This is a genomic window from Streptomyces sp. KL116D (genome assembly GCF_030766975.1).
Taxonomy (GTDB): domain Bacteria; phylum Actinomycetota; class Actinomycetes; order Streptomycetales; family Streptomycetaceae; genus Streptomyces; species Streptomyces longispororuber_A.
In genome coordinates this window covers 1-13,389 of the sequence record NZ_JASERH010000073.1, presented here as the reverse complement: position 1 = coordinate 13,389, position 13,389 = coordinate 1, and the positions used below count along the sequence as shown (strand labels likewise).

11 protein-coding genes are annotated in these 13,389 nt (G+C 72.9%); 2 read left to right on the top strand and 9 right to left on the bottom strand.

Translation table 11 applies throughout. From position 1 onward, the window contains the following. Positions 1-124: 124 nt before the first annotated feature. The gene (locus RBJ77_RS29950; RefSeq protein ID WP_372347865.1) at positions 125-1,315 is read right to left on the bottom strand and encodes a MarP family serine protease; all 1,191 of its coding nucleotides are present in this window, start codon (positions 1,313-1,315) and stop codon (positions 125-127) included. 101 nt (positions 1,316-1,416) lie between these two features. On the opposite strand from RBJ77_RS29950, the gene RBJ77_RS29945 reads away from it, so the two are divergent. Then, complete coding sequence (locus RBJ77_RS29945) at positions 1,417-2,208, top strand: peptidoglycan recognition protein (protein ID WP_372347863.1); 792 nt, start codon at positions 1,417-1,419, stop codon at positions 2,206-2,208. Positions 2,209-2,506: 298 nt separating this feature from the next. Here the strand turns inward: RBJ77_RS29945 and RBJ77_RS29940 are convergent, their stop codons facing one another. Genes RBJ77_RS29940 through RBJ77_RS29930 form a run of 3 tightly spaced genes read right to left on the bottom strand, consistent with a single transcriptional unit; the run spans position 2,507 to position 5,536 of the window. Continuing rightward, positions 2,507-3,835 (bottom strand): hypothetical protein, encoded by a 1,329-nt coding sequence (locus RBJ77_RS29940; protein WP_372347862.1) that lies wholly within the window; start codon positions 3,833-3,835, stop codon positions 2,507-2,509. A gap of 18 nt (positions 3,836-3,853) precedes the next feature. Then, positions 3,854-4,993, bottom strand: coding sequence for a PP2C family protein-serine/threonine phosphatase (locus RBJ77_RS29935; protein ID WP_372347861.1), 1,140 nt, complete (start codon positions 4,991-4,993; stop codon positions 3,854-3,856). 54 nt (positions 4,994-5,047) lie between these two features. After that, complete coding sequence (locus tag RBJ77_RS29930; RefSeq protein ID WP_372347860.1) at positions 5,048-5,536, bottom strand: N-acetyltransferase family protein; 489 nt, start codon at positions 5,534-5,536, stop codon at positions 5,048-5,050. 32 nt (positions 5,537-5,568) lie between these two features. On the opposite strand from RBJ77_RS29930, the gene RBJ77_RS29925 reads away from it, so the two are divergent. Next, positions 5,569-6,456, top strand: a complete 888-nt coding sequence (locus RBJ77_RS29925) for a TIGR01777 family oxidoreductase (RefSeq protein WP_372347859.1) — start codon at positions 5,569-5,571, stop codon at positions 6,454-6,456. 392 nt (positions 6,457-6,848) lie between these two features. Here the strand turns inward: RBJ77_RS29925 and RBJ77_RS29920 are convergent, their stop codons facing one another. The 5 genes from RBJ77_RS29920 to sucB form a co-directional block, all read right to left on the bottom strand. Further along, positions 6,849-7,364 (bottom strand): DUF4240 domain-containing protein, encoded by a 516-nt coding sequence (locus RBJ77_RS29920; protein WP_372347864.1) that lies wholly within the window; start codon positions 7,362-7,364, stop codon positions 6,849-6,851. Positions 7,365-7,485: 121 nt separating this feature from the next. Beyond that, the gene (locus tag RBJ77_RS29915; RefSeq protein WP_372347858.1) at positions 7,486-8,466 is read right to left on the bottom strand and encodes a helix-turn-helix transcriptional regulator; all 981 of its coding nucleotides are present in this window, start codon (positions 8,464-8,466) and stop codon (positions 7,486-7,488) included. A 94-nt stretch (positions 8,467-8,560) separates the two neighbouring features. Further along, entirely contained in the window at positions 8,561-11,263 is a 2,703-nt protein-coding gene (aceE, locus tag RBJ77_RS29910) for a pyruvate dehydrogenase (acetyl-transferring), homodimeric type (protein WP_372347857.1), read from the bottom strand. Positions 11,264-11,552: 289 nt separating this feature from the next. Further along, positions 11,553-12,176 carry a GntR family transcriptional regulator gene (locus tag RBJ77_RS29905; protein ID WP_372347856.1) on the bottom strand — a complete coding sequence of 208 codons (624 nt, stop codon included), beginning with the start codon at positions 12,174-12,176 and terminating at the stop codon, positions 11,553-11,555. A gap of 252 nt (positions 12,177-12,428) precedes the next feature. Beyond that, on the bottom strand, positions 12,429-13,389 hold a 961-nt coding region (gene sucB / locus RBJ77_RS29900; protein ID WP_255969093.1), incomplete at its 5' end, for a 2-oxoglutarate dehydrogenase, E2 component, dihydrolipoamide succinyltransferase.

Below are 13,389 nucleotides of genomic sequence, written 5' to 3'. Positions count from 1 at the left end.
GTCGGTCTTTCAGGGGCGCGGGGAACTGCGCGAGAAGCCCCACCGGCCGGCAGCCGAAGTCGGTCTTTCAGGGGCGCGGGGAACTGCGCGAGAAGCCCCACCGGGCCGCACCCCGCGACGAGACCTACGACGACACCAGCCCGCCCGTGTCGACCGGCGCCGTAGCGGCCGCGCCCCGCGCCGCGTCGCCCGCCACCTCACCCGCGGTCAGCACGTACCCCGTCCCCGCGTCCGTCGTGGACCGCGCGAACACCACCCCGTACACCCGCCCGTCCGTCGTCAGCAGCGGACCGCCGGAGTTGCCGGGCAGCACCGTGGAGCGGATCGAGTAGATCTCGCGCGTCACGTTCCCCGAGCCGTAGATGTCCTGCCCGCCCGCCTTGATCGTGTCGGCCACCGTCGCGGCCTGGAGGTCGAGGCCGCCGTCCTGCGGATAGCCCGCGACCACCGCGGCGGACCCGCGCGACGTGCTGTCGTCGAAGGACAGGACCGGGGCGTCGAGGTCCGGCACGTACAGCACCGCGACGTCCTTGTCCGGGTCGAACAGGACGACCTTCGCCGGGTACGCCCGGCCGACCCCGCCGACCCGCACTGACGGGTCGTCGATGCCCGCCACCACGTGCGCATTCGTCATGACGTGGTGGGCGGAGTACACGAATCCGCTGCCCTCGCGGCCCTGGGTGCCCGACGCGCCCTCCACCTTGACGGTGCTGCGCTGGGCGGCGCGGGTCGCGGCCCGCGTCACGTTGTCCCCGGAGGGCTTCGCGACCTCGGCCGACGGCTCGTTCGCGAACGGGTCGAAGACCTGCGGGAAGCCCGCCGAGGTGAGCGCACCGGTCGCCCGGGAGAACCAGGCGGGCGTCGTCGACGGCATCGTGTCCTGCACGGCGCCGAGCACCGTGGAGTTCCGGATCGCCTGGTTGAGCGCGGTGGACGACGACGCGAGGAGCACGCTGCCCGCCACCCACGCCACCACGAGGGCCGCGACCGCCCCGGCCGCCGCCCCGCCGATCCCGTCCGCGACCCGCAGCGGCCCCGGCGCCCGGTCCATCTCGCCCCGCACCCGCAGCGCGAGGCGCCCGGCCAGGGCGTGCCCGGCGACCGCGGGCAGCAGCACCGTGAGCACGGCGACGGTCGTGGCCGCCGTCGTGCCGGCCGTGACCGCCTCCATCACGAACGGCAGCAGCCAGACGCCGACGACGGCGCCGCCGACGAACCCGGCGAGCGAGACGCAGCCCGCGAGCAGCCCGCGCCGGTAGCCGGACGCCGCGTAGGCGAGCGCCACCACGATCAGCAGCACGTCGAGTATGTGCAGGTCCATATCGGTAACAAACGACCACGGACCCGGTGCTGGTTCCGCCGACTGGCCGACATGTGGTCGACCGCACAGGACGCGGCGGCCCGAGAGTGGAAGACGTGCGCGTCCTACGGACTGTGTTGTGCTGCCTGCCCGGGGCCCTGGCCCTCGGGCTCCTCGTGCTGTGCGCCGTCTCCGTCGACCACCGCGGGACCCCCGGCACGCAGCCGCTCGCCCGGTCCGCCGCCATGCCGGCCGCCGCCGTGCCGGTGCGCCGGGCCGCCGCGGGCGCGCACTCCGCGGCCCGGCCGCGGATCGTGCCGCGCACGGTCTGGCTCGCGGGCGCGGAGACGTACCACCGCGACCCGATCCGCTACGCCGACCACGTCGAGGCCGTCTTCCTCCACCACACGGACTCCCCGAACGGCTACGACTGCGCGGACACGCCCCGCATCATCCGCTACCTGTACGCGGGCCAGGCCGGCGGCAGGGAGTGGGACGACATCGGCTACAACTTCCTCGTCGACCGCTGCGGCACCGTCTACGAGGGCCGCGCGGGCGGTGTCGACCGGGCCGTCGTCGGCGCCCACACGCAGGGCTTCAACCAGAACACGGCCGGGATCGCCGCGATCGGCACGTTCACGCAGGGCACGCCGGTGCCGCGGGCCATGACGGAGGCGATCGCGGCGGTCGCCGCGTGGAAGCTGGGCCTGTCGGGGACGGATCCGCGGGCCACGGTGCGGCTCGTCTCCAGCAACGGGCACAGCCGGTTCCCCGCGGGGCGCTCCGCGGACTTCCTGGCGATCTCCGGGCACCGGGACGGGTACGAGACGTTCTGCCCCGGTCTCGCGTTGATGGCCGAACTCCCCACGATCCGGGACCGAGCAGCCCGCCTGCAAGGCCGCCCCTGACGATTCGTTCGCCTGCGGCCCGGTGGGGCTTCTCGCGCAGTTCCTCGCGCCCCTGGAAACTCGACTTCGTCTGCGGGCTGGCGGGGGCTGGTCGCGCAGTTCCTCGCGCCCCTGGAAACTCGACTTCGTCTGCGGGCTGGCGGGAGCTGGTCGCGCAGTTCCCCGCGCCCCTGAAGGCATGCGCTGCGCGCAGCCTTCCCCCACGGGGAGATGCCACCCGAAGGGTGCGCATCTCAGGGGCGCGGGGAACTGCGCGACCAGCCACGACGAGACCCGCAGCCGCACGACCCGAGAACCCTTACGGCGAGGCGGGCTTCAGGGTCCCCCCGCCGGAGAGGCGGTACGTACGGCCCCCGAGCCCCGGGCTGGCCCCCGAGTCGTACGTCACCGTGAACCCGTTCCCCCGAATCGCGTCGGAGACGTCCCCGCTCACCGTCAGCCCCGCCAGCGACGAATCCCCGCCCACCGACCACGTCGCCCCCGGCCCGACCGCCAGCGAAGCACCCCGGACCTTTCCGCCCAGCGTCGTGGACCCGGTCAGATCGAGCGTGGCGGAGCCGTCCGCCACGACCACGTCACCCTTCAGCTTCTCGTTGTGCGCCGAGAACGTCGCGACCCCCTTGTCGCGGACGCGCAGCAGCACCCCGTCCTTCGTCGTCACCTCGGCCCCGCCGGTCAACTTCACGTCGGCGACGGCCTGTTGGACCGAGAACACGTCCCCCTCGGCCGCCTGGATCGACCCGTCGGACATCGAGAACGCGGTGTCGCCCGCGCCCCGCAGCACCACACCGCCCGCGGCGGCCGACGCCCGGACGTCCTTCAGGGTCAGCGAACCCCCGGACTCCACCGTGAACGCCTCCGAGTTCGCCACGTCGAACAGCGTCCCGGACACCGTGACGTCGCCCGCGCTCTGCACGCCAGGCGAACCGCAGCCGGCCGACGTGACCGTGGAGCCGGCCACCGTCACCTTCGCCCCGCCGGGCCCGGTCGCGATCGGGGCGGCCTGCGCGCCCGCCGTGTCGATGTCGACGTAGGTCAGATCGAGGACGCCCCCGTACGACGCCATCACGCCGTGCGCGGACGCGCCCTTCGCCTTCACGGCGTTCGCGCTGAGCGTGGCCCGCGCGCCCTCGCCGGACGCGAAGACGGCCGTCGCCCCCTTGCCCTTGGTGTCGAACTCGCCGCCGGACAGGGTGACGTGACCCCCGTCGCGGGCCAGCACCGCCGCATTGAGGCCGTGCCCGCCCGACGCGTCCACGGACGACGTGGCACCGCGCTTCTTGACGTTCGAGTCGCGCGTCGACAGCCGCCCGGAACCGGACACGAGCACCGCCGACTCGTCGCCCTCCTTCGTCGTGAACGTCTTCCTGCGCGGCGCCACGACCTCCCCGCTGTCCAGCGCGTACGCGCCCACGCCCGCCGGTGAGGCGCCGGCGCCCTCGTCCGGGGCCGGCGGATCCGTCACGCACCGCGCGCCGCTGGCCGTCGCCGCGGGCGAGGCCACCGGGGGAGCGGCCGTGCTGTCGTCGTCGGAGCAGCCGGACAGGGCGAGGGGCAGCAGCAGCGCGGAGACGGTGGCCGCGGCACGACGAGATCCGGGGCGGCGCGGGGGGCGCAGGTGTTTCATGGGCTCTACGTTCACACCTCACCTCGCGTCGAGCACATCCGGCCCCCGTTCCCGCGCCTGCCGCGGTGCCTGCGGGGCGAAGACCAGCAGGGTCAGATCGTCCCGCACGGTGCCCGCGAAGCGCACCACGTCCCGCCACACCGCGTCGGTGAGCGCGGCCGGGTCCTCGCCGGCGAACCGCGGCAGGCGTTCGGCCAGCGGATAGAAGGCGCCGGCCGCGTTGCGCGCCTCCGTCACCCCGTCGGTCGGCGCCAGCAGCCGGTCGCCCGGCCTGAGCTCCACCGTCAGCTGCTCCGGCGGCGCGAGCCCGGCGAGCCCGAGCCCGAGCGGCGCCCCGGACGGCACCGGCAGCTCCGTGACCCGCCCGTCGCGCAGCAGCAGCGGAGGCGGATGGCCGCAGGCCACGACCCGTACGACGGGGGAGTCGTCGGGGAACTCCAGGAACACCGCCGTCGCGAACAGCTCCGCGTGCTCGTCCTGCGCCGCGTCCACCACCAGCCGGCGGTCGAGCCGCGCCGCGACCCGCTCCAGGTCCGGCTGGTCGAGCACCGCCTCCCGGAACGCGCCGAGCAGCCCCGCGACCGTGCCCACCGCCGCCAGACCGTGCCCCTGCACGTCGCCGACGACCGCCCGCACCCCGTGCGGGCCGCGCCGCACGTCGAAGAAGTCGCCGCCGACCAGCGCGCCGCGCTGCGCCGCCCGGTACACGCCCGCGCAGCGCACCGTCCCGACCTGCTCGGGCAGCGGCGGCAGCACCGCGAACTGCGCCGCCTCCGCCACCGTACGGACGGTCACGAGCTGGTCGTCGCGGCGGCTGCGCACCCACGCGATCAGCACGCTCAGGACGGCGACGAACGCCACGGTCAGCACGTCGCTGTTGCCCTCCCGCCCGAAGCCCGTCGCCGGAACGTCCAGGAGCAGGACCACCACACCGCCGAGCACGGAGGTGGCCGCGGGCCCGTACGACAGGGCCGCGAGCGGCGGCAGCGCGCCGAGCAGGAAGCCGAGGTCGAGGCGGTCCTCGGTGACCGCCTGGAGGATGCACAGGCCCGCCAGGAGCACCAGCGGCAGCCAGCGCACCCAGCGCGGCGGCGGCGCCCCGCGCAGCCAGGCACGCTCCTCCCCGCGGTCACGGCGGCGCACCACGGGCCAGGTCATGCACTCACCCTGCTACGGGTGGCTGCCCACCGCACGCGCACGCCGGGCCGACGGCTACAGCGTCTGCCCCATCAGCACGTCGTCCACGTACGCGCCGTCCAGCAGGAACTCCTCGGGCAGCACGCCCTCGACGACGAAGCCCTCCGTCTCGTACAGCCGCCGGGCGGGAAGGTTGTGGCCGAGCACCCGCAGGGTGATCCGCCGCGCGCCCTGCCGCCGCGCGTGCTCGATCGCCGACCGCACCAGGGTCCGGCCGATGCCGAGCCCGCGCACCGTGTCGGCGACGGCCAGGCCCTGGATCTGCCGCACGTGCGCGTTGGCCCGCAGCGCCGTCGGATAGCCGATCCGGACGTAGCCCACCGGCTGACCGTCGAGGTCGGCCACCAGATGGTCACGCGGCCCGAAGCGCTCGTTGAAGAACGGCGCGTACGGCGGCTCGTCCCGAGGCTTGACCGCGTGCAGGTGCGACCAGGTCTCCCGGTCGAGCCGGGCCAGCAGGGCGTCGTCGTCCGGCACGCCGAACCGTATGAGGGGCTGTGACATGCGGGCCACTGTACGACCGGCAGGATGGAGGAATGACACGTATCGCGGTGGCGGGCGCCTCCGGCCTGATCGGCTCGGCCCTCGTCCGTTCCCTGACCGCAGACGGACACGACGTGCTCCGCCTGGTGCGGCGCGCGGCCCGGTCCGCCGATGAGGTCCGCTGGGACCCGAAGGCCTCCTACGTCGACACGTCCCGGCTCGACGGCTGCGAGGCGATCGTCAACCTCGCGGGCGCCGGCGTCGGCGACCACCGCTGGACGGCGGCGTACAAGAAGGAGATCCGGGACAGCCGGGTCCTCGGCACGACGACCCTCGCCGAGGCCGCCGCCTCCCTCGCCACCCCGCCGCGGGTCCTCCTCAACGGCAGCGCGATCGGCTACTACGGCGACACCGGCTCCCGCGCCGTCGACGAGGCGGCGCCCGCCGGTGCCGGGTTCCTGCCCTCGCTGTGCGTGGAGTGGGAGGCCGCGACGGCCCCCGCCCACCAGGCGGGCATCCGCACCGTCCTGGCCCGCACCGGTCTCGTCGTCGCCCGGGGCGGCGGCGCCTGGGCCAAACTCTTCCCGCTGTTCAAGGCCGGGCTCGGCGGGCGGATGGGCGACGGCCGGCAGTACTGGTCGTACATCGCGCTGCACGACCACGTCGCCGCGCTGCGCCACCTCCTGGACCAGGAGTCGGTGTCCGGCCCGGTCAATCTGACGGCTCCGCACCCCGCGACGAACCGGGAGGTGACGGCGGCGATGGGGCGCGTGCTGCACCGGCCGACGCTCTTCACCGTCCCGGCGCGGGCGCTCCGCTTGGTGCTGGGGGAGATGGCGGGGGACGTGCTGGGCTCGACCCGCGCGGTGCCGACGCGTCTGCTGGAGTCGGGCTTCGAGTTCACGTACCCCGGGGTCGAGCAGGCCATCGCGGCTGCGTGAGCCGGTGCGACTGCTTCGTCTGCGGCTGAGTGGGGGCTGACCGCGCAGTTCCCCGCGCCCCTGAAGGCATGCGCTGCGCGCAGCCTTCCCCCACCGTGGAGAGGCCGCCCGAAGGGCACGCCTCCCAGGGTCGCGAGGAACGGCGCGAGAAGCCCCACCGACCCGCGGTCAAAAACCCCCACCACCCGGCAGACGCCCAGGGGCGCGGTCCCCACCGACCCGCGGTCGAAAAAACTCCGCAACCCGGCAGACGCTCAGGGGCGCGGGGAACTGCGCGAGAAGCTCCCACCGGCCCGCGGTCGAAAAAACTCCGCAACCCGGCAGACGCTCAGGGGCGCGGGGAACTGCGCGAGAAGCCCCACCGGGCCGCGGTCGACGAACAGAACCGGCGGCTAGCCGAAGCGTTCCGTGAGGCGGGGATACAACCGGGCCAGAACCCCCGCGTCCTCGAAGTCGATCGGCGTACCCTCCGGCTCCGCGGGGGCCGGCGGAATACCCAGGTCGGCCGCAACCGTCCCGGTCAACTCCTCGTACGCCTCGTCCGCCGCGTACCCGAGCTCCTCCCCGTCCCCGTCGACCTCCTCGTCGAACTGGTCGAGCAGCTCCGCCAGCGCGTCGGGCTCGTGCAGCGCCCCCTCGAACACCTCCCGGCCCTGCCCGATCAGCCAGCACCGGAAGAAGTCGAACGCGTCGTCGCTGGCCCCGCCGAGCAGCACCCACGCCGCACCCCACAGGTCCCAGCGGTAGGCCCGGTTGTACCGGACCTCGAAGTGACGGGCGAAGTCGAGCACGGAGTCCGGGTCGGACTGCAGCAGTCTGTCGACGAGCAGCTCGGCGTGGTCCTCGGGGTCGCCGTCGGCGGCCTCACGAGTACGGTCCACGATCTCCCAGAACTCGGTCTCGTCCATCACGGGACAAGCATCGGCCCTGGACCCAGGGGGCGCACGCCGAGCGTACGAGCTGTCCCACTTCGTTACGCGTGCACATGCCCAGGGCACCCCGCCCACGGCACGGGCGTACGCCCCGCGCTCACCCGTACCACCCCCGCATCCGCCGCGCCGCCAGCGCGAACCGCTCCCGCAGGCCTTCCGGAGCCAGCACCTCCGCCTCCGGCCCGAGCGCCATGAGCTGGGTGTACGCGACGTCCTCCGACTCGACCGGCAGCGTCACGGTCACCCGCCCGTCGGGACCGGCCGCCCCGGCCGACTCCATGGCCTCCCGCGCGGACGCCCGGTCGGTGGCGTACGGCAGCTGTCGTACGCCCGCCGCCGTCAGCCGTACGACGACCTCGGCCCGCAGCAGCGCCCGCGCGAACTGCGCGGCCCGCTCCTCCCAGAAACCGGGCAGATCGAACGCGTCCTCCCCCTCGGCCCGCACGAAGTGCTCGTCACCCGCCGCCACCGACGTGAACCGGTCGATGCGGTACACCCGGAACGCGTCCCCGCCGCGCACCCGCGCCGCCAGGTACCAGACCCCGGCCTTGAGCACGAGCCCGTACGGCTCCAGCTCCCGCTCCACCTCGCTGTCCTGCCTGCGGTACCGCACCCGCACCACCAGGTCGTCCCAGACCGCCTCCGCGACCGCGGGCAGCAGCTCCGGCGTCTGCGGCTCCTGGAACCAGCCCGGCGCGTCCAGGTGGAAGCGCTGCGCCGCCGTCCGCGACGCGTCCCGCAGCGACGGCAGGAGCGCCGCCGACACCTTCAGACGGGCCGCCGACGACGCGTCCTCCAGGCCCATCTCGCGCAGCGCCCCCGGCACGCCGGACAGGAACAGCGCCTCCGCCTCGCCGCGCGCGAGCCCGGTCAGCCGGGTCCGGTACCCCCCGACCAGCCGGTACCCGCCGGCCCTGCCCCGGTCCGCGTACACCGGCACGCCCGCCTCCGACAGGGCCTGGGCGTCCCGCGTGATGGTCCGCTCGGACACCTCCAGCTCGCGCGCCAGCTCGGCGGCGGTCATCGACGGCCGCGACTGGAGCAGGAGCACCATCTTGATCAGGCGGGCAGCACGCATGCCGTCCATCATGCCGCCCGGGTACGACAGAGCCCCCGCCACGGAGGGCGGGGGCTCTGTCGGCTCAGTCGGCTCTGTCGGGCCGGGGCGGTTCCTACAGGCCGTAGCGCTCGCGCGCTTCCTTCACGGCCGTCGCCTTGACCTCGCCCTGCTTGGCGAGCTGGGCCAGGGCCGCGACGACGATCGACTCGGCGTCGACGCCGAAGTGGCGGCGGGCGTCCTCACGGGTGTCGGAGAGGCCGAAGCCGTCGGCACCCAGCGAGGTGTAGTCCTGTTCGACCCACTGCGCGATCTGGTCCGGGACCTGGCGCATGTAGTCGGACACGGCCAGGACCGGGCCCTGCGCGCCGGCCAGGGCCTGACGCACGAACGGCACCTTCTCCTCGCCGCGCAGGATCGCGGCGTCCGCCTCCAGGGCGTCCCGGCGCAGCTCGGTCCACGAGGTGGCCGACCAGACGTCGGCGGCGACGCCCCACTCCTCGGCGAGCAGCTGCTGCGCCTTGAGCGTCCAGTGGATCGCCGTACCGGAACCGATGAGGTTGATGCGCGGGGCGTTCGCCACCGGCGACAGGCCCGCGGTCTCCGCGGTGTTGAACCGGTAGAGGCCCTTGATGATGGCCTCGTCCAGACCGGCCACGGACGGCTTCGCCGGCTGCGGCATCGGCTCGTTGTAGACGGTCAGGTAGTAGAAGACGTCCTGGTCCTCGCCCGGCTTGGCCTCGCCGTACATGCGGCGCAGGCCTTCCTTCATGATCGTGGCGATCTCGTAGGCGAAGGCCGGGTCGTACGACAGGGCGGCCGGGTTGGTCGCCGCGATCATCGGCGAGTGGCCGTCCGCGTGCTGCAGACCCTCACCGGTCAGCGTCGTGCGACCGGCGGTGGCGCCGACGACGAAGCCGCGGCCCATCTGGTCGGCGAGCTGCCAGAACTGGTCGCCGGTGCGCTGCCAGCCGAACATCGAGTAGAAGATGTACAGCGGGATCATCTGCTCGCCGTGCGTCGAGTACGACGTGGCGGCGGCGATGAAGTCGGCGAGCGAACCGGCCTCGTTGATCCCCTCGTTGAGGATCTGGCCCGACTCGGACTCCTTGTAGTACATGAGCTGGTCGCGGTCGACCGGGTCGTACGTCTGGCCCTTGGGCGAGTACAGGCCCAGCGACGGGAACAGCGACTCCATGCCGAAGGTGCGCGCCTCGTCGGGAATGATCGGCACCCAGCGCTTGCCGGACGTCTTGTCCCGTACGAGGTCCTTCAGGAGCCGTACGAGCGCCATCGTCGAGGCCACGGACTGGTTGCCGGAGCCCTTGTCGAACGACGCGAACGCCTTGTCGGCGGGCGCGGGCAGCGGCGCGAGCGGCTGCGTGCGGCGGGCCGGGGCGGGACCGCCCAGGGCGGCACGGCGCTCGGCGAGGTAGCGCAGCTCGGGCGAGCCCTCGGCGGGACGCCCGTACGGCACGACGCCGTCCACGAAGGCGCTGTCCGGGATCGGCAGGTCAAGGCGGTCACGCATGTCCTTGAACTCGTCGATCGTCAGCTTCTTCATCTGGTGGTTGGCGTTCTTGGACTCGAAGCCCTTGCCGAGCGTGATGCCCTTGACGGTCTGCGTCAGGATGACCGTCGGGGCGCCCTTGTGCTCGACGGCCGCCTTGTACGCCGCGTACACCTTGCGGGGCTCGTGGCCGCCGCGCGAGACGTGGAAGCACTCGGAGATCTTGTCGTCGGACAGGACCTTCGCGAGCTCGGTCAGCGCCGGGTTCGCACCGAAGAAGTTCTCGCGGATGTAGGCGACGTCGCGCGTCTGGTACGTCTGGAACTGGGCGTCCGGGACCTCGCGGAGCCGCTCCAGGAGCGCGCCGGTGGTGTCGAGCTGGAACAGCTCGTCCCACGCGTTGCCCCACATCGACTTGATGACGTTCCAGCCGGAACCGCGGAACTGCGCCTCCAGCTCCTGCACGACGCGGAAGTTCGGGCGGACCGGGCCGTCCAGGCGCTGCAGGTTGCAGTTGATGACGAACGTCAGGTTGTCGAGACCCTCGCGGGCGGCGAGCGTGAGCGCCGAGGTCGACTCGGGCTCGTCCATCTCGCCGTCGCCGAGGAAGGCCCAGACGTGGGAGTTGGACGTGTCCTTGATGTTGCGGGCGGTCAGGTAGCGGTTGAACCGCGCCTGGTAGATCGCCGACAGCGGGCCGAGGCCCATGGACACGGTCGGGAACTCCCACAGCCACGGCAGGCGGCGCGGGTGCGGGTACGACGGCAGGCCGTTGCCCCCCGCCTCGCGGCGGAAGTTGTCGAGCTGCGCCTCGGAGAGGCGGCCGTCGAGGAAGGCGCGGGCGTAGATGCCGGGCGACGCGTGGCCCTGGATGTACAGCTGGTCGCCGGAGCCGTCGCCCTCCTTCCCGCGGAAGAAGTGGTTGAAGCCGGTCTCGTACAGCCAGGCCGCCGAGGCGAAGGTGGCGATGTGGCCGCCGACGCCGTGCTTCGAGCCACGGGTCACCATCGCGGCCGCGTTCCAGCGGTTGTACGCGGTGATCTTGGCTTCCAGCTCCTCGTCACCGGGGAAGTCCGGCTCGGCGGAGGTGGGGATCGAGTTCACGTACTCGGTGGACAGGAGCTTGGGCAGCGGCAGGCCGCCGGCCTCGCCGCGCTCCAGCGTGCGCCGCATCAGCTGCGCGGCACGGTGCGGCCCGGCCGCCTGGGTAACGGCGTCCAGGGAGGCCTGCCATTCGGCGGTCTCCTCCGGGTCGCGGTCCGGGAGCTGGTCGAGCTCGCTCGGCTGGATGCGCATGGGGTCGGTCATAGTCGCCGCACGCCTTCCTGAGTCGAAGGGGGTGGGGTTGGGGGTGCCCTCTGTCTTTGGCAGGACAGGGCGGGTTCGGGTCCCGGTGGAGACCCGTCGGCGACTGTAACTCCCTGATCGATGATCGATCAAAGGGTTGAAGGGCAAAACCTCTTCAGATCGAGAAAGTAGGCACAGAGTGCCCGAGTGAGGGGCACTCCGTGCCCCGCATGGGGTGCGGGGAACTGCGCGACCAGCCACATACGGCGATCACCCTGCAACGCACCGCACACGGCAGACGTGACGCAGCTCACGGACGCGGAGCACACCCGAGGACATGCGCCTTGACCAGCGCGGCGATATCGGGATCACGCCGCTGAAAGGCGGCGACGAGATCCGCGTGCTCCTCCGCGTACGACTGCTGAACGGTCCCCAGCCACCGGATCGACAGCGCCGTGAACACCTCGATGCCGAGCCCCTCCCAGGTGTGCAGCAGCACGGAGTTCCCGGCCGCCCGCACCATCTCCCGGTGGAAGCCCACGGTGTGCCGCACCTGGCCCGTCCCGTCGGCCTCCTGGTCGGCCACGTACAGCGCCGCGACGTGCGGCTCCAGGGCCGAACAGTCCTCGGCGAGCCGCTCCGCGGCCAGCTCGGCGGCGATGGCCTCCAGGCCCGCACGCACCGGGTAGCTCTCCTCCAGGTCCGCCGCGGAGAGGTTCCGCACCCGCACGCCCTTGTTGGGCGCCGACTCGATGAGCCGCAGCGACTCCAGCTCCCGCAGGGCCTCCCGTACGGGCGTCTGGCTGACCTCCAGCTCGGTGGCGATCCGGCGCTCCACGATCCGCTCGCCGGGCTTCCAGCGGCCGCTGACGATCCCCTCCACGATGTGCTCGCGGATCTGTTCGCGCAGCGAGTGGATGACGGGCGCGGTCATGGAGGCTCCTCGGCAGGTGCGGACCCGGGGGTCGGCGGGACCCTTAGACAATACGGCTGCGGCCCAGGACAGAAGGGGCACGGTCGCTCTCGCCACGGGTGATGCCCGTTACAGAGACGTGCCCGCCCGGAGCCGGAAACATTCTGACGGGTGCGCCGGGCCCGGTGACGAGCCGCGGCACGGGCGGAGCCCCCGCCCGGAGCTGAAAACTCCGGACGGGGGCTCCGTCGTACTTCTGTGCCGCTCGGGTGCTTACAGACCCAGCTCGGCGGTGAACTCGCCGGCCTCGAGGATCTGCTTGACCGTCGTCAGGTAACGGGCCGCGTCGGCGCCGTCCACCAGGCGGTGGTCGTAGGAGAGCGTCACGTACGTCATGTCGCGGACGGCGATCGTGTCACCGAGCTCCGGGTCGGAGACGACGACCGGGCGCTTCACCGTGGCGCCGATGCCCAGGATGGCGACCTGGTTCGGCGGGACGATGACCGTGTCGAAGAGCGCACCGCGCGAACCCGTGTTGGAGATCGTGAAGGTGGCGCCCGACAGGTCGTCCGGGGCGATCTTGTTCGTGCGGACCTTGGTGGCCAGCTCCGCGGTCTTCTTGGCGATGCCCGCGATGTTGAGGTCACCGGCACCCTTGATGACCGGGGTCATCAGGCCCTTCTCCGAGTCGACGGCGATGCCGACGTTCTCGGAGTCGAAGTAGGTGATGGTGCCCTCGTCGTAGTTCAGGCGGGCGTTGATGACCGGGTGGGCCTTCAGCGCCTGGACGGCGGCCTTGACGAAGAACGGCATCGGGGAGAGCTTGACGCCCTCGCGGGCGGCGAAGCCGTCCTTGGCCTTGTTGCGCAGCTTCATCAGCTTGGTGATGTCGACCTCGATGACCGAGGACAGCTGGGCCTGCTCCTGCAGCGCGCGGTGCATGTTGTCCGCGATGGCCTTGCGGATGCGCGGCAGCTTGACGGTCTGGCCGCGGAGGGGAGAGACCTCCAGGGCCGGGGCCTTCGGAGCAGCGGCGGCGGCCGGGGCGGCAGCGGCCGGAGCGGCGGCCTTGGCGGCCTCCGCGGCGGCGATGACGTCCTGCTTGCGGATGCGGCCGCCGACGCCACTGCCCTTGACGGTGGACAGGTCCACGCCGTTCTCGGACGCGAGCTTGCGCACCAGCGGGGTCACGTAGGCGCCGTCGTCCACCGGGGTGGCGGCCGGCGCGGCCGGG

Excerpts from the sequence above, each read along its gene's own strand:
- RBJ77_RS29940 (WP_372347862.1), bottom strand. The coding sequence starts at position 3,835 with ATGAAACACCTGCGCCCCCCGCGCCGCCCCGGATCTCGTCGTGCCGCG.
- RBJ77_RS29935 (WP_372347861.1), bottom strand. The coding sequence starts at position 4,993 with ATGACCTGGCCCGTGGTGCGCCGCCGTGACCGCGGGGAGGAGCGTGCC.
- RBJ77_RS29930 (WP_372347860.1), bottom strand. The coding sequence starts at position 5,536 with ATGTCACAGCCCCTCATACGGTTCGGCGTGCCGGACGACGACGCCCTG.
- RBJ77_RS29925 (WP_372347859.1), top strand. The coding sequence starts at position 5,569 with ATGACACGTATCGCGGTGGCGGGCGCCTCCGGCCTGATCGGCTCGGCC.
- RBJ77_RS29920 (WP_372347864.1), bottom strand. The coding sequence starts at position 7,364 with ATGGACGAGACCGAGTTCTGGGAGATCGTGGACCGTACTCGTGAGGCC.
- RBJ77_RS29915 (WP_372347858.1), bottom strand. The coding sequence starts at position 8,466 with ATGCGTGCTGCCCGCCTGATCAAGATGGTGCTCCTGCTCCAGTCGCGG.
- aceE (WP_372347857.1), bottom strand. The coding sequence starts at position 11,263 with ATGACCGACCCCATGCGCATCCAGCCGAGCGAGCTCGACCAGCTCCCG.
- RBJ77_RS29905 (WP_372347856.1), bottom strand. The coding sequence starts at position 12,176 with ATGACCGCGCCCGTCATCCACTCGCTGCGCGAACAGATCCGCGAGCAC.